At 63.7% G+C, this 20800-nt stretch carries 17 protein-coding genes; 12 read left to right on the top strand and 5 right to left on the bottom strand.

Going from position 1 to position 20800, the window contains the following annotated elements; genetic code table 11:
* The first annotated feature begins 18 nt into the window (after nucleotides 1-18).
* From IVB05_RS31875 to IVB05_RS31840, 8 genes are all read left to right on the top strand, one after another.
* A complete protein-coding gene (locus tag IVB05_RS31875) occupies nucleotides 19-2793 on the top strand; it encodes a molybdopterin cofactor-binding domain-containing protein (RefSeq protein WP_247779989.1) in 2775 nt (924 codons plus the stop codon).
* Nucleotides 2790-3314: a 2Fe-2S iron-sulfur cluster-binding protein gene (locus IVB05_RS31870; protein WP_247779988.1), complete on the top strand. Its 525-nt coding sequence runs from the start codon at nucleotides 2790-2792 to the stop codon at nucleotides 3312-3314. Before IVB05_RS31875 ends, IVB05_RS31870 begins: the two co-directional genes overlap by 4 nt.
* Nucleotides 3315-3333: 19 nt before the next feature.
* A complete protein-coding gene (locus tag IVB05_RS31865; protein WP_247779987.1) occupies nucleotides 3334-3951 on the top strand; it encodes an Isoquinoline 1-oxidoreductase subunit in 618 nt (205 codons plus the stop codon).
* Nucleotides 3952-4070: 119 nt separating this feature from the next.
* The gene (locus IVB05_RS31860; protein WP_247779986.1) at nucleotides 4071-5138 is read left to right on the top strand and encodes an extracellular solute-binding protein; all 1068 of its coding nucleotides are present in this window, start codon (nucleotides 4071-4073) and stop codon (nucleotides 5136-5138) included.
* Nucleotides 5139-5143: 5 nt separating this feature from the next.
* On the top strand, nucleotides 5144-6517 hold the full coding sequence (locus IVB05_RS31855) for an MmgE/PrpD family protein (protein WP_247779985.1): 1374 nt from the start codon (nucleotides 5144-5146) through the stop codon (nucleotides 6515-6517).
* A 6-nt stretch (nucleotides 6518-6523) separates the two neighbouring features.
* A complete protein-coding gene (locus tag IVB05_RS31850) occupies nucleotides 6524-7276 on the top strand; it encodes a 3-oxoacyl-ACP reductase family protein (RefSeq protein ID WP_247779984.1) in 753 nt (250 codons plus the stop codon).
* 84 nt (nucleotides 7277-7360) lie between these two features.
* The gene (locus IVB05_RS31845) at nucleotides 7361-9469 is read left to right on the top strand and encodes a molybdopterin-dependent oxidoreductase (protein WP_247779983.1); all 2109 of its coding nucleotides are present in this window, start codon (nucleotides 7361-7363) and stop codon (nucleotides 9467-9469) included.
* A gap of 70 nt (nucleotides 9470-9539) precedes the next feature.
* Nucleotides 9540-10322: an enoyl-CoA hydratase/isomerase family protein gene (locus IVB05_RS31840; protein WP_247779982.1), complete on the top strand. Its 783-nt coding sequence runs from the start codon at nucleotides 9540-9542 to the stop codon at nucleotides 10320-10322.
* Here the strand turns inward: IVB05_RS31840 and IVB05_RS31835 are convergent, their stop codons facing one another.
* From IVB05_RS31835 to IVB05_RS31825, 3 genes are all read right to left on the bottom strand, one after another.
* Nucleotides 10323-10751: a heme-binding protein gene (locus tag IVB05_RS31835; protein WP_247779981.1), complete on the bottom strand. Its 429-nt coding sequence runs from the start codon at nucleotides 10749-10751 to the stop codon at nucleotides 10323-10325.
* Nucleotides 10752-10780: 29 nt separating this feature from the next.
* Entirely contained in the window at nucleotides 10781-13723 is a 2943-nt protein-coding gene (locus tag IVB05_RS31830; protein ID WP_247779980.1) for an FAD-binding and (Fe-S)-binding domain-containing protein, read from the bottom strand.
* Between the two features lie 98 nt (nucleotides 13724-13821).
* Nucleotides 13822-14553 (bottom strand): GntR family transcriptional regulator, encoded by a 732-nt coding sequence (locus IVB05_RS31825; protein ID WP_247779979.1) that lies wholly within the window; start codon nucleotides 14551-14553, stop codon nucleotides 13822-13824.
* A 120-nt stretch (nucleotides 14554-14673) separates the two neighbouring features.
* Here IVB05_RS31825 and IVB05_RS31820 point away from each other — a divergent pair, with 120 nt between their 5' ends.
* The 3 genes from IVB05_RS31820 to IVB05_RS31810 all read left to right on the top strand — a co-directional run bounded on the left by IVB05_RS31820 (nucleotide 14674) and on the right by IVB05_RS31810 (nucleotide 18054).
* Nucleotides 14674-15876: an alanine--glyoxylate aminotransferase family protein gene (locus tag IVB05_RS31820; protein ID WP_247779978.1), complete on the top strand. Its 1203-nt coding sequence runs from the start codon at nucleotides 14674-14676 to the stop codon at nucleotides 15874-15876.
* Nucleotides 15877-16020: 144 nt separating this feature from the next.
* A complete protein-coding gene (locus IVB05_RS31815; RefSeq protein WP_247779977.1) occupies nucleotides 16021-17220 on the top strand; it encodes an aminotransferase class V-fold PLP-dependent enzyme in 1200 nt (399 codons plus the stop codon).
* A gap of 36 nt (nucleotides 17221-17256) precedes the next feature.
* A complete protein-coding gene (locus tag IVB05_RS31810; protein ID WP_247779976.1) occupies nucleotides 17257-18054 on the top strand; it encodes an enoyl-CoA hydratase/isomerase family protein in 798 nt (265 codons plus the stop codon).
* A 24-nt stretch (nucleotides 18055-18078) separates the two neighbouring features.
* Here the strand turns inward: IVB05_RS31810 and IVB05_RS31805 are convergent, their stop codons facing one another.
* Nucleotides 18079-18408 (bottom strand): hypothetical protein, encoded by a 330-nt coding sequence (locus IVB05_RS31805; RefSeq protein WP_247779975.1) that lies wholly within the window; start codon nucleotides 18406-18408, stop codon nucleotides 18079-18081.
* 699 nt (nucleotides 18409-19107) lie between these two features.
* Between IVB05_RS31805 and IVB05_RS31800 the strand changes: the two genes are divergently transcribed.
* Nucleotides 19108-20094 carry a tripartite tricarboxylate transporter substrate-binding protein gene (locus tag IVB05_RS31800; RefSeq protein ID WP_247787174.1) on the top strand — a complete coding sequence of 329 codons (987 nt, stop codon included), beginning with the start codon at nucleotides 19108-19110 and terminating at the stop codon, nucleotides 20092-20094.
* A gap of 8 nt (nucleotides 20095-20102) precedes the next feature.
* Here IVB05_RS31800 and IVB05_RS31795 read toward each other — a convergent pair whose 3' ends face one another.
* Nucleotides 20103-20753 (bottom strand): class II aldolase/adducin family protein, encoded by a 651-nt coding sequence (locus IVB05_RS31795; protein WP_247779974.1) that lies wholly within the window; start codon nucleotides 20751-20753, stop codon nucleotides 20103-20105.
* Between the last annotated feature and the right edge of the window lie 47 nt (nucleotides 20754-20800).

Genomic DNA, 20800 nt, shown 5'->3' with positions numbered 1-20800 from the left:
CGGCAAAAGGTTGAATGCATGCGACCTTCGCGGCGTGAATTTCTGAATTGGGTGTCAGCGAGCGGCATTGCGCTCAGTCTTGCGCGCCTCGGCGCGGCGGAGGCCGCCGGCCTGCCGCCGCGCGCGTCGCTTCCCGGTCGCACCGAATGGAACCCGGCCGCCAATGGCGCGGGCCGGGTCGATGGCACGGCCAAGGTAACCGGCGCGAAGCTCTACGCATCCGACTTCCGCGCCGCCGATCTTCCGGGCTGGCCGGCCAATACCTCGCACGCGATGCTGATCCGTGCGCCGGATGCGACGCACGTCTATCTCGGAATGGATCTCGCGCGGCTTGGCGGCGCGATGAAACCGTCGGTCGTGGTGACATCAGCCGATCTCGACAAGATCGGCACCCGCGTTCCCGAATTTTATACCGGCGACCTGTTCTGTCCGCTTGGCAAGACACCGCTCTATCTGGGGCAGCCAGTCGGGCTGTTGATATTCGAGACGTTCGACGCCTTCGATCAGGCGCGCCTCGCATTGCGCGATGGAACGTTCGTGAGGTTCGGCGAGGAAACCGGCCCCGTCGCCATGCCGGCCTACGGCGCCTATCGTTTTACGCGCGTGGCCGGTGCAACGCCGGACGCGCCTGACGTCTATTCGCCGATCCTGGCCGGCTGGGTCAGCCCGGGACGGTCACAGAACGCGCCGCTTCCGATTTGGTCGCCGGCCGCAAAGGACACCGGGGCTTCCTACGCCAAGGCCGCGATCCACGGCGAACGGATCCGCGCTGAACTGGCGGCCAAGAATCCGAACCTTCTGGTGCTGGAGCGCGAGTTCGAGACCCAATCGGTCGATCCGATGTTCCTCGAACCGGAGACCGGCCTCGCGTGGTACAGCACCAACAGCGGCAGCCTCGAGCTCGTTCTCGGCGTGCAGTCGCCCTATGAGGCGGCGGAGTCGATCGCGCATTTGCTCGGCGAGGCCCGCGCTCCCTACAAGCCGGCGCGGATCAATACCCAGTTCACCTACATGGGCGGCGGCTTCGGCGGCCGCGATCACACGCCATTTGTGCTGTATGTGGCGCTGGCGGCGATGTTCTTTCCCGGTCATCCCGTGCGGCTGGCGCATGACCGCTATCAGCAGTTTCAGGGCGGTATCAAGCGCCACGCCTTCAAGATGCGGTCGTGGATGGGGGTCGATCGGGGAAGCGGAAAAATTCAGGCTTTCGCTGCGGACCACGTTCTCGACGGCGGCGGCCTGGCCAATTTCTCGGTCAATGTGGCAACCTGCGGCGCGACCGCCGCGATCGGCATCTATGATGTGCCGAAGGTCGATGTGACCACGGTTGCCGTTCATTCGCGCGGCGTTACCGCGGGATCGATGCGCGGTTACGGCACGCTGCAGACGATGACGGCGCTGGAGGCACTGGTTGACGAAGCGGCGACTGCCTTGCCGCTTGATCCGATCGAGTTCCGGCGACGCAATGCGCTCGCGCCCAAGGGCCGGACCATGACCGGTAATCCCTACGGCGTTTCGGTTCGCACCACTGAAATCCTGGACAAGCTCGAGAAGCATCCGATCTGGCAGCAGCGCGCGCAGCAGAAATCGGCCGCGTCGCCGGGCATGCTCGTCGGTACCGGTGTTGCGTGTGTGACCAAGGACTATGGCACCGGCGCCGATTGTTCGCTGGGGCGTGTCGAGCTGTCTCCCGACGGCAAGATCACCATCTATTGCGATCATACCGAGATGGGCAACGGCATCGGCACCGCGCTCGCCAACCGGGTTGCGATCCATCTCGGAGCGGTCGCTGACGAAGTCTCGGTGGCGCGTGTCGACACGTATGACGCGCTCGGATTGGTCACATCGGGCGATCCCTACACGATGGACCAGAAGACACAGGACGCTGCGGAGAAGAATCCGCGCTGGGTGCCCGCCATCAGCTCGGCGACCAGCGCCTCGATCGGCGCGCATGTCGGTACCCACTCGGTCGCCGAAGCCGCGCGCGTCATCTTCCGTTTCGGCCTGTGGCCGGCGGCGCTGGATCTATGGCGCATCGCTGCGAACGATCCGCGCGCAAAGGATTGGGCGAAGGCGCAATGGAAGGACGGCCAGCTCGTCATGCCCGGTCTTGCGCCGTTGCCGCTGCAGGCTCTCGCCGCAAGAGCGCATGCGCGCAACCTTGCGACCGGGGCGGTGGCGCACAGCTTCTCCCGCTGGGAATGGTCGCGCGCCCGCTTTCCCCTCTTTGGCGAACAGTATCGCGCCGAGATCGACGCGCTGGCCTTGCGCAGGGGCAACGGCAAGTTCGAGCGCATCAACCGCGTCAGCGTCAAATTCCCGCCGACCGACAACAACCGGATCGGCACCAGCTATACCTCGATGTGCGGCACGCTGGTCCGCATCGAGATCGAGCGCGCCACCGGCACGCTGCGCATTGCCAAGGCCTACAGCGTGTTCGAGTGCGGACAGGCGCTGGTGCCCGAGGTGGTGATGGGGCAGGCGCAAGGCGGCTTCGCGATGGGTGTCGGCTATGCCTTGCTCGAGACGCTGCCGCCCTTTGAGGGCGGTCCCGGCAACGGCCGGTGGAATCTCGGGCAGTATCTCGTCGCGCGCGGATCTGATCTGCCGCTGCACGATCTCGAAATCGAAATGCTGCCGCCGCTGACTCCCGACGAGCCGCCGAAGGGCATGGCGGAAGTCGTCATGGTTCCGGTGGTGCCTGCCATCCTGAATGCGATTTTCGACGCGACCGGCCGCCGTTTCCAATCGCTGCCGGTAACCGCAAGCCTGCTCAAGGGAGTTTTGGCGTGACCAGATTGAGCCTCACGATCAACGGCCGGGCGCACGGACCGGTGGATGTGCGCGACGAACTTTCGATGAACGATTTCCTGCGCGAGTATCTCGGCATGACCGGCACCAAGTTCGGCTGTGGCGCGGCGCAGTGCCTGAGTTGTGCCGTGATCGTCGATGATCCCGATGGCATGAGCTACACCAGCCCGACCTGCGTCGCCTCGGCGGCAAGTTTTAACGGCAAGACCATCCGCACCGTCGAGGGCCATGCGAAGGGCGACGAACTAACGGCGCTGCAAAAGGCCTTCATCCGGCACTTCGCCTTCCAGTGCGGCTATTGCACCGCGGGCTTCCTCAACGAGGGGCAGGTCCTGCTGGAGCGTCTGGCCAAGGCGCCGGTGAAGCGCGCTGATCTCGAAAACACCATCGCCGAAGCGCTCGATGGCCATATCTGCCGCTGCACCGGCTACATCAAATACCACGAGGCCGTGCGGGATGTGATCCTGGCGGATTCCAAACGCTATCTCGCAGCGAACCAGTGACCGGCCGGGAGAACGCGACATGAAATCGGAGTTGCGGTTCCAGCTTCTGCTTGCTGTGGTCGCTGTCGTGACGAGCATGTTCGCGGGCTACGCCGTTTCCCAGACGGCACCGCAATCGCTGGCAAGTCCGGAAAGTTTTGCGTCGATATCAGATACGGACGCGCGATCGGCGGCCATGTTCACCGAACTCGGCAAGGTGCTCACCCATCCGCGCTGCACGAATTGCCATCCCGCAACCGATCGCCCGCGGCAAGGCGACGAGGGGCGGCTGCACCAACCGCCGGTCACGCGCGGCGCGGACGGCCATGGCCTTCCGGCGATGCGCTGCTCGAGTTGCCACCAGCATGCGAACTTCGAACCCGGCCGCATGCCGGGCCATCCGGAATGGCACCTCGCACCGCGCGAAATGGCGTGGGAGGGCAAGACAGTTGCCGAAATCTGCGCGCAGCTCAAGGATCCCGCACGCAACGGCGGGCGCAAGCTCGAGGAACTCATCCATCATATCGGCGAAGATACGCTGGTTGGCTGGGCCTGGGCTCCCGGCGCTGGCCGCAGCTCCGTGCCCGGCACACAAAAGCAGGCCGGCGCCCTGGTCGAGGCCTGGGTGAAAACCGGCGCGGCCTGTCCTGCACAGTAGTATTCAGGCTTAGCTGCCATGGCCAGGCGGCTGCCGGCGATGGACAGCGGGCCATCCATAGGAATAATGCGGGGGATCAGGGGTACCTAACTTCGCCGACAGCGCGGGGATTCGAAAACATGAAACACCCAGGGATTTCACGCCGCCATGTGCTGGCTGGCGCTGGTGCTGCTCTCGCAGGCGCAGCATGCTCCACGCGCGTCATGGCGGCTGCGCCGCCACCGGAAACCGTGACGCCGGCGTTGATCGAGGCGGCGAAGAAGGAAGGCAAGGTCATCTATTACACCTCGACCGATTTGCCGGTCGCGGAAAAACTGGCCAAGGCGTTCGAGGCGAAATATCCGGGCATCGCGGTGCGTGTTGAACGCACCGGCGCCGAACGCCTGTTCCAGCGCATCGGCCAGGAATATTCCAGCAACATCCATGCCGTCGATATCGTGAACTCGTCCGATGCCGCGCATTTCATCGTCTGGAAGCGCGACGGCATTCTGGCGCCTTACGTGCCGGAAGACGTGGCAAAATTCTATCCGGCCGAGCACAAGGACCCCGACGGCCAGTTTGCGAGTTTTCGCGTCTGGCTCAGCATCATTGCCTACAACACCAATCTGGTGAAAGCAGAGGACGCGCCGAAGAGTTTTGCCGATCTGCTCGATCCCAAATGGAAGGGCAAGATCGTCAAGGCGCATCCGGGCTACAGCGGCACCATCATAACCGCGACCTACCAGATGCAGCGCGATCTCGGCTGGAGCTTCTTCGAGCAGCTTGCCAAGCAGAGCATCATGCAGGTGCAGTCATCGGCCGATCCGCCGAAGAAGCTCGATCTCGGCGAGCGCGCGGTGATGGCGGACGGCAACGAATACAACATCTTCCAGATGAAGGAGGCGGGCCGTCCGGTCGAGCCGGTCTACGCCACGGAAGGGTCGCCGCTGATCATCGCACCGAACGGCGTCTTCAAGGATGCACCGAATCCGAACGCGGCGCGGCTGTTTCAGTCGTTCAGTCTCAGCCGCGAGGCGCAGCAGCTCATCGTCGACGTCGGCGGCCTCCGCTCGGTGCATTCGCAAACCGTCGAGAAGGCGGGGCGCAAGCCGCTCAAGGACATCAAGACCATGAAGGACGACGCGGCGGCGGTGGAGAAGGAAAGCGAGGCCATCAAGGCGCGCTACACAAAAATCTTCCGCGTTTGACCGCTATGGCCTCCGGACTGCCTGAGACCTCGGTCGCTGAAGCGCTTGCCGAAAAGATCGCCGCACTGCAATCCGGCCCATTGCAGGCTGCAACCGCGCGCAAATGCGAGGACATGCTGATCGACGTGGTCGGACTATGCGTCACCGCGCGCAACGAGGACTACATCAGAAGCGCGCTGGCGGGCTGTGACGATGACGGCCCCTGTACCGCGATCGGGCATAGGCGCACGCTGAATGCGGCGGGCGCCGCCTTCGTCAACGGGACGGCCGCGCATGGCGAGGATTTCGACGACACTTTTGAGGGCGGCCCGGTCCATGCAGGCGCCGTGATCGTGCCGGCGGTGCTCGCCGCCTGCGAGCGGCATAACCCTGACGGTCAGAAGGCGCTGGTCGGGATCGCGGTCGGCACCGAAGTGCTGTGCCGGTTGAGCCTCGTGGCGCCGAAGGCCGTCCACAAGGCCGGCTTTCATCCGACAGCAATCTTCGGCGCGATGGGCGCGGCCGCCGGTGTCGGCGCCGCGCTCGGCCTCAACGCCAGGCAGATCGTCGATGCGCTCGGCGTCGCCGGCAGCATGGCCGGCGGCATCATCGAGTATCTTGCGGAAGGCGCCTGGACCAAACGGCTGCATGCTGGCTGGGCGGCGCAATCGGGTATCCGCGCGGCGCTATTGGCGCGGGCAGGGTTTGTCGGCCCGCGCACGGTCTTCGAGGGCGTGCACGGGCTGTTCCACGGTTTCGCGCACACCACGGAGGGCGACTACGACGCGCTGACCGGCGATTTCGGCACGCGCTGGGTGACGGACACGCTGGCGTTCAAGCCCTATCCATGCGGGACGATGGCGCAGCCCTATATCGATTGCGCGCGCCGGCTGGCTGCGCGCGGCATCAAACCCGAGGATGTCACCGAGATCGTCTGCGAGGTGGCGGAGGGAACAGTGCACCGGCTATGGGAGCCACTCGCCGACAAGCAACGCCCGCGCAACGGCTATGCCGCCAAATTCGCGGTGCCTTATCTGCTGGCCGCCGGCTTCGTGCATGGCGGCGTCGGGCTCGGCGCGTTCACGGAACATGCGATTCGCGATGAGCGCGTGCTGGCGCTCGCGGCAAAAGTGAAGTTCGTGATCGACCCGGACAATCCCTATCCCAACAATTACACCGGCCACATCCGCGCCACCCTCCGGGATGGCAGCGTGGTGGAAGAGCGGCAGCCATATCTGCGGGGCGGCGCGCAGGAGCCGCTGACGCGGGAGGACGTGACCGACAAGTTCAGGCTCAACGCCGAGCATGGCGGCTGGAGCGCGGTGCAAAGCGATGCGGCGTTGAAAGTGATGGCGGGGCTGTATAGTGGCCGCATCGATCTCTCCTCATTGCGTGGGTAGCGGCTCATGACCAAAGAACTCCTAGGCAAAGTCGCTGTCGTCACCGGCGCGGGCCGCAATATCGGCCGCGCGATCGCGCTGACCCTGGCGGAGGGCGGAGCCTCTATCGTGGTGAACACACGCAGTAACCGCACCGAGGCGGATGCCGTCGCGCGCGAGATCGAGACTGCCGGCGGCAAGGCGTTGGTCCATATCGGCGACGTTGCCGACGCCGTGGCGGTGCAGGCCATGGCGGATGCGGCCGTCAAGCAATTCGGCCGTATCGATATCCTCGTCAATAACGCGGCGCTGCGGCGCGAGAAGCCGTTCGCCGAGATGAGCTATGCGGCGTGGCGCGAAATCCTCGACGTTACGCTCGATGGCACGTTCCTCTGCGTAAAAGCCTGCCTGCCGGCGCTGCGCAAGTCGGGTGCAGCGACCATCGTCAATATTGGCGGTCTCAGCGCGCATACGGGTGCAAAAAATCGTGCGCATGTCGTGACGGCAAAGGCCGGAATTGTCGGCCTGACACGAGCGCTGGCCCACGACCTTGCCGATGACGGCATCACGGTGAACTGCGTGGTTCCCGGGCTGATCGGGACGCCACGGCCCAAGGACAAACCGGAGCCGGCGCATCATCTGATCCATCAGACCATCACCGGTAATCGGGGCCTGCCGGAAGACGTCGCCGCAACCGTGCGTTTCCTGTGCGGTCCCGGGGCGCGCTACATCAACGGGCAGGCCATCCACACCAATGGCGGCGCCTATTTGGGCGTCTGATGCATGGCTAAAGGCCGTTTTTGCAGGTGTATTGCCGGACAAACCCTCTCGGCGACCGCGGCGTTTGATGTTACCTAGAAACGCATGAACCAGCATGCCAAGGTCGCTATCCGCCACTCCACCTGTCCGCACGATTGCCCGTCGGCCTGTGCACTCGACATCGAGGTGATCGACGGCCGTTCGATCGGCCGGGTCCGCGGCTCCAAGCTGCAGACCTATACGGCGGGCGTCGTCTGCGCCAAGGTCGCGCGCTACGCCGAGCGCATTCATCATCCCGACCGGCTGCTCCATCCGATGCACCGCACCGGCCCGAAGGGCTCCGGCCAGTTCGCGCGGATTTCCTGGGATGAAGCGCTGGACGAAATCGCCGTGCGCTTCGATCAGGCCGAGCGTGAATTCGGCGCTCAGTCTGTCTGGCCCTATTATTACGCCGGCACCATGGGGCTCGTCATGCGCGACGGCATCAATCGCCTCGCGCATGTGAAGAAGTATTCCCGTTTCTACGGCACCATCTGTGCGACCGTCGCGCGCATCGGGTTTGCCATCGGCACTGGCAAGATCGCTGGCGTCGATCCGCGCGAGATGGGGGTCTCCGATCTCGTTGTGATCTGGGGCACCAACCCGGTGAATACCCAGGTCAACGTGATGACTCACGCCTCGCGCGCCCGCAAGGAGCGCGGCGCGAAGATCGCGGCGATCGATGTCTACAACAACGACACGATGAAGCAGGCCGATATCAAGATACTGCTCCGACCGGGTACCGATGGCGCCTTCGCTTGCGGCGTCATGAACGTGCTGTTCCGCGAGGGTTACGCGGATCGCGCCTATATGGATCGCTACACCGATTGTCCTGACGAACTCGAGGCGCACCTCGCGACCCGCACGCCGGAATGGGCTTCTGCGATCTCGGGCGTGCCGGTGGAAGAGATCGAGGCATTCGCGCGCGTCGTCGGCCAAACCAAACGTTCGTTCTTTCGCCTCGGCTACGGCTTTACCCGCAGCCGCAACGGAGCGGCGCAGATGCATGCAGCGCTGTGCATCCCGGCGGTGACCGGAGCCTGGCAATATGAAGGTGGCGGCGCCTTCTTCAACAATGCTTCGATCTGGAAGTTCGACGAATCCATCATCGAGGGACATGACGCGATCGACCGCACGACCCGCTGGCTCGATCAGTCCCAGGTCGGGCGCATCCTGACCGGCGACGCTGAAGCCTTGAAGGGTGGACCGCCGGTCAAGGCGATGCTGATCCAGAATACCAACCCGATGACGGTAGCGCCCGAACAGGCACTCGTGCGAAAGGGCTTTGCGCGCGAGGATTTGTTCGTCGCGGTGCATGAGCAGTTCATGACGGAAACGGCCGTCATGGCCGACATCGTGCTGCCGGCGACCATGTTCATGGAGCACGACGATCTCTATTATGGCGGTGGTCACCAGCATATCTCGGTCGGGCCTAAGCTGATCGATCCGCCCGGCGAGTGCCGTTCCAACCACGAGGTGCTGCAAGGCCTCGGCCGCCGCCTCAACGCCGTGCATCCCGGGTTTGAGATGACGCCGCGCGAATTGATCGATGCGACGCTGAAAAAGAGCGGCCACGGCGATGTCGAGACGCTCGAAGCGGATCTGTGGCGCGATATCCAGCCGGATTTCCGCACCTCGCATTATCTCGACGGCTTCGCGCATGCAGACAAGAAGTTCCACTTCAAGGCCGACTGGGCGCACCCGCCCGTCGGCAATCCGGGCCTGGGTCCTTGGGCGCAGATGCCCTCGCTGCCCGATCATTGGACGATCATCGAGGAGGCGGATGAGAAACATCCGTTCCGCCTCGCCACTTCGCCGTCGCGGAGCTATCTCAACACCAGCTTCAACGAGACGGCGGGATCGCAGGCCCGCGAGGGCGCGCCGTCGGTGATGATGCACCCGGAAGACGCCGCAAGCCTTTCGATCGCCGATGGCGACGCGGTGACGCTCGGCAATATGCGGGGCGAAACCACGCTGACGGTGAAGCTGTTTGACGGGGTGCGCCGCGGTGTGCTGATCGCCGAGTCCATCCATCCGAACAAGGCTCATGTCGGCGGCCGCGGCATCAACATGCTCACCGGGGCCGAAACGGTCGCTCCCATCGGCGGCGCGGCGTTCCATGACAACAAGGTCTGGGCAAAAAGAGCAACGCCAGCCACTCGGCGCAAGAGTTAGAACGCCCTTGCAGTCCACCGTCGTCTTGCCGCAAATGCTTGCCAGCATTTGACAAAAAGCGAGCGCGACAATGACCAATACAAGCAGCGTGATACGCGAGAAGCGCGGACAGGCGTTCTGGATTACCATCAACCGGCCGGACAAGCGCAACGCCATCAATGCCGATGTGGTCGCCGGCATCGCCCGCGGCTATCGCGAAGCGCATGACGACAAGGAGGTCCGCGTCATCGTGCTGACGGGCGCAGGGGACAAGGCGTTTTGCGCCGGCGCCGACCTGCAGAACAGCGGCGCAGCCTTTGCGATGGATTATTCGCGGCCGAATGTCGACTACGCCGATCTGCTGCGGCTGTCGCAGAACGCCACCAAGCCCGCGATCGCGCGGGTAGGGGGCGTCTGCATGGCCGGCGGCATGGGTCTGTTGTGCATGACCGATATGGCGGTCGCCGCCGATCATGTGATTTTCGGTTTGCCCGAAGTGAAGGTCGGCGTATTCCCGATGCAGGTGCTGAGCCTGCTGCAGTCGATCGCACCGAAGCGGCTGGTCAGTGAATGGTCGCTGACCGGCGAGCCGTTCGACGCGCACATCGCCAAGGAAGCAGGCCTCCTGAACTACGTGGTGCCCGCGGCCGAACTGGACGCCAAGGTCGATTGGCTGATCAGCCGCATCGTCGACAAGTCGCCGACCGCGATCCGGCGCGGCAAATACGCGATGCGGGCGATCGCCTCGATGTCGTTCGACGAGAGCATCGCCTATACCGAAAGCCAGATCGCGTTGCTGGCGATGACGGAGGACGCCAAGGAAGGCCTCAAGGCCTTCGGCGAGAAACGCAAACCGTCTTGGCCGGGGCGCTGATCAGCCCGCGTTTGGCTTCAGTCCGGCGGCTTCGATGCCCGCGACGGCGCAGATCTCGTCATTATCCGAGGTATCGCCGCTGACGCCGACGGCGCCGAGCAGGCCGCCATCGCCCTGGATCAGCACGCCGCCGGGCACCGGCACAAGGCGGCCTTGCGCCAGCGTGTTCACCGCACTGACGAAGTAGGCCTGCTCTTGCGCGCGCTGGAACAACGCCCGCGACCCCATGCCCATCGCGAGTGCGCCATAGGCCTTGCCATGCGCGATTTCGGCCCGCATCAGGCTGGTGCCGTCCTGCGCCGCCGTGACCTTCACGCAGCCGCGGGCATCCAGAATGGTGATGACCAGCGGCTTCAGTTTCTTCTCGACGCCCTTGGCAAGCGCGGCATCGAGAATCTTCCGGGCGACGTCGAGGGTAAGTTCGGCCATGAATTAGTTCCTTTGCGATTGAGTGGGGATTAATGGTTGGGCCGCGCGTTGTCGAGGCTCATCGCGAGCACCCGGGCGACGTGCAAGGCTGCACGGTTCGTGCCATCCTTGATCTGGTGCCGGCACGAGGTGCCGTCGGCGACGATCAACGCAGCCGCATCGGCGCGGCGCACCGCCGGCAGCAGCGACAGCTCGGCCATTTCCATCGAGGCCTGATAGGTGTCGGCGCCGTATCCGAACGCGCCGGCCATACCGCAGCAACTGGATTCGATGGTTTCGACGCCGAGATCAGGAATGAGACGAAGTACCTTTTCAACCGGCTTGAACGCGCCGAATGATTTTTGGTGGCAGTGGCCGTGAACCAGCGCTTTCGTCGGCATGGCGCCGAGCGGCAGTTTCAGGCGGCCGGCTTCCGCCTCGCGAACCAGAAACTCCTCGAACAGCAATGCATGCGCGCTGACGCTCTTGGCTTCGTTGTCCGAGCGGAGCGAGAGCAGTTCGTCGCGAAGCGTCAGGAGACAGCTCGGCTCCAGTCCGACGATTGGCACGCCGCGCGCGGCGAATGGCGCGTAGGTCGTGACCAGCCTGTCCAGTTCGCTGCGCGCCTGTGCGACCAGGCCGGCTGAGAGGAACGTCCGCCCGCAACACAGCGGACGGGCGCGGTCGGCGGGACGCGGAACATGCACGCGATACCCACCCTCGACTAGCACCCGCAAGGCGGCGTCGAGATTTTCACGCTCATAAATGCGGTTGAAGGTGTCGGCGAACAGCACAACCTCATGGCCATCTGCGGCGCCGAAGACCTCGGCGTCAGCCTTGAACATGTCGCGGCGGAAGGCGGGCAGGGCGCGCTTCGCGCTGATGCCGGCAAATTTCTCCAACAGCGCACGCAGCAACGGACTGTTGTTGCGCCAGTTGGCGAGCGGGGCGAAGCGGGAGGCCAGATCCGCATAGCGCGGCAGATAGCCGACCAGCCGGTCGCGCATCGAAAGGCCGTGTTTCTCCGCGCGGGCGGCCAATACCTCGATCTTCATCTTGGCCATGTCGACGCCGGTCGGACATTCGTGGCGGCAGGCCTTGCAGGACACGCAAAGCTTGAGCGTATCCATCATCTCGTCGGAAGCCAGCGCATCCGGTCCGAGCTGCCCCGAGATCGCCAGCCGCAGCGTATTGGCGCGGCCTCGCGTCACATCCTTCTCGTTGCGGGTTGCGCGGTAGGACGGACACATCACGCCGCCCTCGAGCTTGCGGCAGGCGCCGTTGTTGTTGCACATCTCGACCGCGCCCTGAAAGCCGCCGCCGGCGCCGGGATAGGCCGACCAGTCGAGCGCGGTTTTAAGCTCGCCTATGCGATAGTCGGGCCGATAGCGAAACAGCGAACGGTCGTCCATTTTGGGCGGATCGACGATCTTGCCGGGATTGAGCAAATTGTCCGGGTCGAAGCGCGCCTTGACCTCGCGGAAATCGGCCACGATGCGGGAGCCGAACATCGTTTCGTGGAATTCGGAACGAACCAGGCCGTCGCCATGCTCGCCGGAGTGCGACCCCTTGTACTCGCGCACCATCTCGAACGTCTCTTCGGCGATGGCCCGCATCGCCTTGACGTCCTTTTCGAGCTTCAGATTGAGGACGGGGCGGACATGCAGGCAGCCTTCGGAGGCGTGGGCATACATGGTGCCGCGCGTGCCGTGCTTGACGAAGATGGCGTTGAGCCGTTCGGTGTAGTCGGCGAGATGCGGCAGCGGCACGGCGCAATCCTCGACAAAGGAAACCGGCTTGCCTTCCTGCTTCATCGACATCATCACGTTGAGGCCGGCGGCGCGGAAATCGGCGACTCCGGCCTGCAACGCCGGTTCGGTGATCTCGACCACGCCGCCCCATTTGCGTTGCGGTTTGTCCCAGCCGAAACCGAGGTCGGCCATCAGTTCGCCGAGCTGTTTCAGGCGATGCAGGTTTTCGGCCTGGTCTTCCTCGGCGAATTCCACGACCAGCACCGCGTCGGGATCGCCGCGCACGGCGGTCGCGATGATCGGCTGGAACATCGCGATGTCGCGGCCAAGCGCAATCATGGTGCGATCGACCAATTCCACCGCGATCGGCCGCAGCTTCACCAGATGCTGCGCCGCATCCATCGCTTCATAGAAGCTGCCGAAATGGCAGACACCGAGCACCTTGTTGCGGATGACAGGCCACAGCTTGAGTTCGACCTGCGTGGTGAAAGCCAGTGTGCCTTCAGAGCCGACCAGCAGATGCGCCATGTTGTTCGGCGCATTGCGCGGCACCAGCGCATCGAGATTGTAGCCGCCGACGCGGCGTTGCACCTTTGGAAACCGCTCCGATATTTCTGCGGCCTCGCGCTCGCCGAGATCGAGCATGTCCCGGAACAGTTCGAGCCCGCTCTGCGGCGAGTTCACCCGCGCCAGATCCCGCGGCACCTCGCCGAAATGCAGGAGCGTGCCGTCGGCCAGCGCCGCGTCCATCGACAGCGTGTTGTCGCGCATGGTGCCGTAGCGCAGCGAACGGCCGCCGCAGGAATTGTTGCCGGCCATGCCGCCGATGGTGGCGCGCGAGGCGGTGGACACGTCGACCGGAAACCACAGCCCGTGCTTTTTGAGCTGGCGGTTGAGGTCGTCCAGCACGATGCCGGGCTCGACCACGCAAATGCGGTTCTCGACGTCGAGCGAGAGGATGCGGTTCAGGTCCTTCGAAAAATCGACGACGATGCCCTCGTTGACGGTCTGGCCGCATTGCGAGGTGCCGCCGCCACGCGGGGTGACGATCAGGCCGTCGTCGCGGCAAATGGCGAGCGCCTTGAGGGCCTCGTCCATGCTGCGGGGTACCACGACGCCCGCCGGCATGATCTGGTAGAACGAGGCATCGGTGGCGTAGCGGCCGCGGTCGAAGGCGTCGAAAAGGACGTCGCCGGTCATGTTTGACCGCAGGCGTCGCTCGAGCGTTGAGGCGTTTTTCATCCCAAATCCAAAGTGATCCAAGAGGGCTGTTGTAACCCCTCAACGGGATTATGCACTTTTTACAGGGCGATCTATATTATGAATTCATAATCGGCAAGCTAGCTGCCCGGGGCTGTGGCTGCGTTGGCGCCCCGTGCCACGGCCAGATGTTCAATGGCTGCGGTTCGCTTGTTGCGCAAGTGCTGGAAAAGGATGTCGCTCAGCTCGCTTCCGGCGCGGCGGCGCAGGGCATCCAGGATCGCTTCGTGCTCGCGCATGGCCTCGCCCCAGCGCTGCCGCTTGCGCGCGAAATTGGCTGAATAGCGGACGCGGCGGATCCGGCCGGCAAAACTGGCGTAGGCCGCGTGCAGGGCCTCGTTGCGCGCGGCGGCGACAATGCTCTCGTGGATGCGCTGGTTGACCTGAAAATATCCGTGCATGTCGCTATTGAGGTAATGGCCGTACATCTCGTAGTGCAGCCGCTCGATCGCGGCGATTTCCTCGTCCGTGATGGCTTCGCAGGCTAGGCGTCCGGCGAGGCTTTCCAGGCCGGCCATCACGTCGAAAAGCTCCTCCAGGTCCCGCTCGCTAAGCTGGCGCACGCGTGCGCCGCGGTTGGGCAAAAGTTCGATCAAGCCCTCCGCTGCAAGCACCTTGAGCGCCTCGCGCAGCGGAGTCCTGGAGATTCCGAGCATCTCGCAGAGCTGCCGTTCGGGAACGCGTGCCCCCTCTGGAATGTTGCCTTCGACCACGTAATCGCGAAGCCGCAGTAGGATTTCGCCGTGCAGCGAGGCCTCCTGGCGGTCGGGCTGGGTGATCGGCACCCCGGTTTCGGGAATCGTGGATTTCATTTGCATAACGGTAGTTTGCGGAATCTGCGGCGTCGATGATCTAAAACGAATACCAAAATTAGATTGAAAAGACAAAAAATGAATGCAAAATGAGTCTCAGGGCGCTTTTTGGAGGTTGTCATGCGGCAAGGACGGCATTTTCTGCAGATTCCGGGGCCGAGCCCGGTCCCGGACCGGGTTCTTCGCGCCATGGACATGCCCGTGATCGATCACCGCAGCGCCCAGTTCGCCGAGCTCGGGCGAGCGGTGCTGGAGGGCAGCCAGAGGATTTTCCAGACCGCCGGACCGGTGATGATCTTCCCGTCGTCCGGGACAGGCGCCTGGGAGGCCGCGATCGTCAATACGCTTTCGCCCGGCGACAAGGTTCTGATGGTGGAGACCGGCCACTTTGCGACCCTGTGGCGCCAGATGGCGGGCCGCTTCGGGATCGAAGTCGATTTCATTGCCGGCGATTGGCGTCGCGGCGCCGACCCCGCCCAGATCGAGGCCAGGCTCGCAGAGGATGCCGCACACGCGATCAAGGCGGTGATGGTCGTCCATAACGAGACGTCGACCGGCGCCACAAGTCGTATCGCCGACATCCGCGCCGCGATCGACCGGACCGGACATCCCGCTTTGTTGATGGTCGACACCATCTCCTCGCTCGGGTCGGTCGACTACCGGCATGACGAATGGAAGGTCGATGTCAGCGTCAGTTGTTCGCAAAAGGGTTTCATGCTGCCGCCCGGCCTCGGCTTCAACGCGATCTCGGAGAAGGCCCGCGCCGCCGCCAGGACAAACCGGATGCCGCGCTCCTATTTTGATTGGGAGGAGATGCTGAAGCCGAACGCGAAGGGCTTCTTCCCGTATACGCCGGCGACAAACCTGCTCTACGGGCTGCGTGAGGCGATCGCGATGCTGCTGGAAGAGGGGCTCGAAAATGTGTTCGCGCGTCACCAGCGGCTCGCCGCAGCGACGCGAGCGGCGGTCAATCATTGGGGGCTGGAGGTGTTGTGCCAGGAACCCCAGGAATATTCGCCTGTGCTGACCGCCGTGTTGATGCCGCCGGGGCATGACGCCGATCAATTCCGTCAGGTCGTGCTCGACAACTTCAACATGTCGCTCGGCTCCGGACTGTCGAAGGTTGCCGGAAAGGTGTTCCGCATCGGCCATCTCGGCGAATGCAACGAACTGACCTTGCTCGCGGCGCTGACGGGCGTGGAGATGGGATTGTCGGTCGCCGGCATTCCGTATCGGGCCGGCGGCGTCGATGCTGCGATGAAATATCTGGAGCAGCGTCCGCAAGGCAATTTCCCGGCGCATCTCAAGGTCGTAGGCAGCTAGCCGGCAGCTCGCAGTTGCGCGGGCGCGCGCTGCTCCAGCCCTGCTCCTTATGCATTGACGTGCTGCGTCCGGCGGGCGATAAGCCCGCCAAATGGTGATATTCGAGCGGCTCGAAACGCCAAGGTAATACCGGGAAGGACGCCCATGACCGTGCATACTGGAAGGCATTTTCTGCAGATTCCGGGACCGACCAACGTGCCGGACCGGGTGCTGCGCGCGATGGACATGCCGACCATGGACCACCGGGGTCCGGAATTCGCCGAGATCGGCCATGCCGTGCTGGCTGCCATGCAGCGGGTGTTTCGCACCAAGCAGCCGGTGATCATCTACCCGTCGTCCGGCACCGGCGCCTGGGAGGCAGCCCTCGTCAATACGCTGCAGCCCGGCGACAAGGTTCTGATGGGGGAAACCGGGCAGTTCGCCGTGCTGTGGCGCGGTATCGCCGAGAAGTTCAAGCTCGAAGTTGATTTCCTGCCCGGTGACTGGCGTCACGGCGCCAATCTCGAGCAGATCGAGGCGCGGCTGTCGGCCGACAAGGCGCACAAGATCAAGGCTGTGTGCGTGGTGCACAACGAGACCTCGACCGGCTGCGTCACCCACCCGCAGGACGTCCGCAAAGTTCTCGACCGCGTCAATCACCCCGCGCTGCTGATGGTCGACACCATCTCCGGTCTCGGATCGCTGGAATATGAGCACGATGCCTGGGGCATCGACGTGTCGGTGGCCGGATCGCAGAAGGGCCTGATGCTGCCGCCGGGTCTCGGCTTCAACGCCGTCTCGGAAAAGGCGCTGGCTGTTGCGAAAGCGAACCCCGCGATGCGCTCCTACTGGGACTGGCAGGAGATCATCGCCATCAACAAGGCAGGCACCTGGCCCTATACGCCCGCGACCAATTTGCTGTTTGGCTTGCGCGAAGCGGTCAAGATGCTCGAGGAAGAGGGGCTGGAGAATGTCTTCGCCCGGCACAAGCGCCACAGCGCCGCGACGCGCGCAGCCGCCAAGGTGTGGGGCCTGGAAACGCAATGCCAGGAGCAGGGCGCACACTCGCCCGCGCTGACCGGCGTCGTCATGCCGGAAGGCCACGACGCTGACAATTTCCGCAAGGTCGTGCTGGAAAACTTCGACATGTCGCTCGGCACCGGCCTGAACAAGATCAAGGGCAAGGTGTTCCGGATCGGTCATATCGGGCACTTCAACGACCTGATGCTGATGGGCACGCTGTCGGGCGTCGAGATGGGTCTCGACCTCGCCAAGGTGCCGCACCGTGGCGGTGGCGTACTGGCGGCGATGGAAGTGCTCAAGGGACGCGACGTCGTCGCGATGCCGAAGGCCGCCGTTGCCTGAGATCGTTTGACCGAAACAAAAACAGAGAGAGCTGCGATGAACGCTCCGGTAGCTGCGACCGAAGACCTGATCTATTCCGTCGAGGACGGAATCGCCCGGCTGACGTTCAACCGTCCGCAGGCGCGCAATGCGCTGACCTTTGCCATGTACGAGCAAATGGCTGTTATCTGCGAGACGATCAACAATGATCGCTCGATCAAGGCGATGATCCTGACCGGCGCCGGCGACAAGGCGTTCGCGTCGGGCACCGACATCTCGCAGTTCCGGGCCTTCAAGACCGCGCAGGACGCGCTCGATTACGAAGCGCGGATCGATCGCGTGCTCGGCGCGCTGGAGGCATGCCGGGTGCCGACGATCGCGGCGATTGCCGGCGCCTGCACCGGCGGAGGCGCGGGGATCGCGGCGTGCTGCGACATTCGCATCGGCACCGAGACGACGCGGATGGGCTTTCCGATCGCGCGCACGCTCGGCAACTGCCTGTCGATGTCGAATATCTCCAGGCTGGTTTCGCTGGTCGGCCCCGCACGGACCAAGGACCTGATCTTCAAGGCGAGGCTGGTCGAGGCGCCGGAGGCGCTGGCGCTCGGGCTGCTCAATGAAGTCGTGCCCGATGTCGCGACGCTGCAGCGCCGCGCCGACGAAACGGCGAAGCTGGTCGCCAGCCATGCGCCGATCACGCTCGAAGTCACCAAGGAAGCAGTGCGCCGCATCCGTCGGACGCTGACGCGCGACGAGGGCGAAGACCTGATCCTGCGCGCCTATATGAGCGAGGATTTCCGCGAAGGAATGGACGCGTTCCTCAACAAGCGCTCGCCGAACTGGAAGGGCAAGTAGTCAACAAGCGGTCAAGACCGCCCACTATGGTCTGGCAGCCTTTTTTGCCAGTTCCATACCCAGGTCGAGCGCCGCGATACCTATTCTGTCTGAGGGGGTTGTGAGGCAACGTTGATCCATCCACGCAATGATCGCGTCGAAGTCGCCGCCGCCAACCATGTCCCGTTCGCCGCTGATGTTCAGGCCGCTGATAAATCCAACCAGCCAGGATTCAAAACTTCCTTTGACGACCGCATTCTTTTTGCGATTGGTCCATGCCGTGCAGGTTTGAGAGCCTGCGCCGATGATTGAGGACCCGGCGTCCGCGACGGTGGAAAGGCAAGCCAGAGCCAAACCAATCGCGAACGCCTTCATGCTTCCTCGCCGGCGCGTCATTCGTCGGTTCGCAGCATGGCAGGACGGCTACGGCTTTTTGAGACAGAGACCGACGGCCGGACCGGTGCCGCACTTGGCGCCATCGGGTGCACCGCCAGACGGGCAGAACACCGACACCAGGTTTTCATTCGCATCGCAACTGACCTCGCCGCTCGCCTGAACCGATCTGATGGAAGCGCTAGCCGGTCCGGGATCGCCTTTTGCGCCGGGGGCGCCCTGCGGTCCTTGTGGCCCTTGCGGACCCTGTGGCCCTTGAGCGCCCTGTTGTCCTTGAGGGCCGGGCACGCCTTGCAAGCCCTGCGCGCCCTGCGGCCCGGCTGGTCCTTGTGGGCCGGCATCCCCCTTCGGTCCCGGATCCCGTCCGCACCCGGCGAGGGTTATCGTCGCGCCCATGAGGACGGTTATCAAAATCCTTCTCATTCAGCTTCTCCCCCTGATTTTCCTTGTAGCGTGCATTAAATGGGCCCTTTCACAGCCGTGCAACGGAAAAGCGGCGAGATTGAATCGGCTGTGCGTAGCTTCGAGCCTCCTGCGGGAAAGATTTGCGCCTCATGCGAAAGTCATAGGCGGCACATTGCGGTGCAGCTTGAACTCTCGTCGGTTCGCTCGCAAGATGTGGCAAGCAACCAGCCAAGTCTGATTTTTACAAAGTCTTGCAAATACATAGGGATGAAACTCGTGGGACAGATGCTGAAAGCTGCGGCCGCCTTGACGGCCATGATCGCAAGCACCCCGGCGCTTGCCGCCTGGGAGCCGACCAAACCGGTTGAAATCGTGGTCGCAGCCGGCGCGGGCGGTGCGTCCGACCAGATGGCGCGGATGATGCAGGCGGCCATCCAGAAGAACAATCTGATGAAGCAGCCGATGGTTGTATCGCTCAAGGGCGGCGCGTCGGGTGCCGAGGCGCTGATGTACATGAAGTCGAGCGACGGCGATGCCAATAAGGTGCTGATCGCCTATTCGCTGATCTACATGCTGCCGCTGTCGGCGAAGATTCCCTTCAACTGGCGCGACCTGACGCCGGTGTCGGTCGTTGCGATGGATCAATTCGTGCTGTGGGACAATGCCGACGGACCGAAGACGGTGAAGGACTTCATCGCGGCCGCCAAGGCGGCAAGCTCGCCGTTCAAGATGGGTGGCACCGGCTCCAAGCGCGAGGATCACGTGCTGACCGTGTTCATGGAGCAGAAGACCGGCGCGAAATTCTCCTACCTGCCGTACAAGTCGGGCGGCGAGGCGGCGACGCAGCTGGTCGGCAAGCACACCGAATCCAACGTCAACAATCCATCCGAAAACCTGGAAGTCTGGCGCGCCGGTCAGGTCCGCGCGCTCTGCGTGTTCGACAAGGAGCGCATCTCCTACAAGACCAAGGTCACCGAAACGCAATCCTGGAACGATATCCCGACCTGCAAGGAGGAGGGGCTCGACGTGCAGTATCTGATGCTGCGCGCGATGTTCCTGCCCGGCAAAGTGACGCCGGAGCAGCAGGCGTTCTACGTCGACCTGTTCCAGAAGGTGACGCAGACGACGGAGTACAAGGACTATATGGAGAAGCAGGCGCTCAAGCCGATCTTCCTCACCGGCAAGGACATGCTGAAGTTCCTCGAGGAGGACGACAAGCTCAACACAGCGCTGATGAACGAAGCGGGCTTCGTCGCGAAATAGACCGATCGCTATTTGTCGGCAGGACCGTATCCCGCGATCCTGCCGAGAACGTTTTCGATCTCGGCCTTCGGCAGCAGGCGCGGTGTCCCGATCTGCAGGCAGCCGTGGTATTGCCGGGCCAGCGTTTCGACTTCGACGGCAAGCCACATCGCTTTCGAAAGCGATGCGCCGACCGCAATCATGCCATGGTGTTCCAGCAGGCAGGCCAGCCGGCCTTCCAGCGCGCGCACGGCGTGCTCCGAAAGCTCCTGCGTGCCGAAGGTCGCATAGGGCGCGACGCGGATGGTGTCGCCGCCGGCACACGCGATCATGTAGTGGATCGGTGGAATTTCCAGACCCATGATGGCGAGGATCGTCGAATAGGTCGGGTGGGCATGGACCACCGCATTGATTTCGGGCCGGGCCTTGAGGATGTCGAGGTGAAATCGCCACTCGCTCGACGGCCGCTGGGCGGGATCGTGCGAGCCGTCCAGGCCCATGAACACGATCTGCTCGGGCTGCATCGCCTCGTAGGGCGTGCTGGTCGGCGTGATCAGCAGGCCCTCGCCATGGCGCAGGCTGATATTTCCCGACGTGCCCTGGTTGATGCCGAGCGCATTCATGCTGCGGCAGGCATCGATGATCGACTGGCGTTTTTCCCGGTCCTTCGTGGTCGGCATGTTGAGACCTCTTGCAACCGCGCGACAATGCTTGATTATTGCGCCGC

The sequence above is a fragment of the Bradyrhizobium sp. 170 genome (genome assembly GCF_023101085.1).
Lineage (GTDB): Bacteria > Pseudomonadota > Alphaproteobacteria > Rhizobiales > Xanthobacteraceae > Bradyrhizobium.
This window is presented reverse-complemented; position numbering and strand designations above follow the sequence as displayed.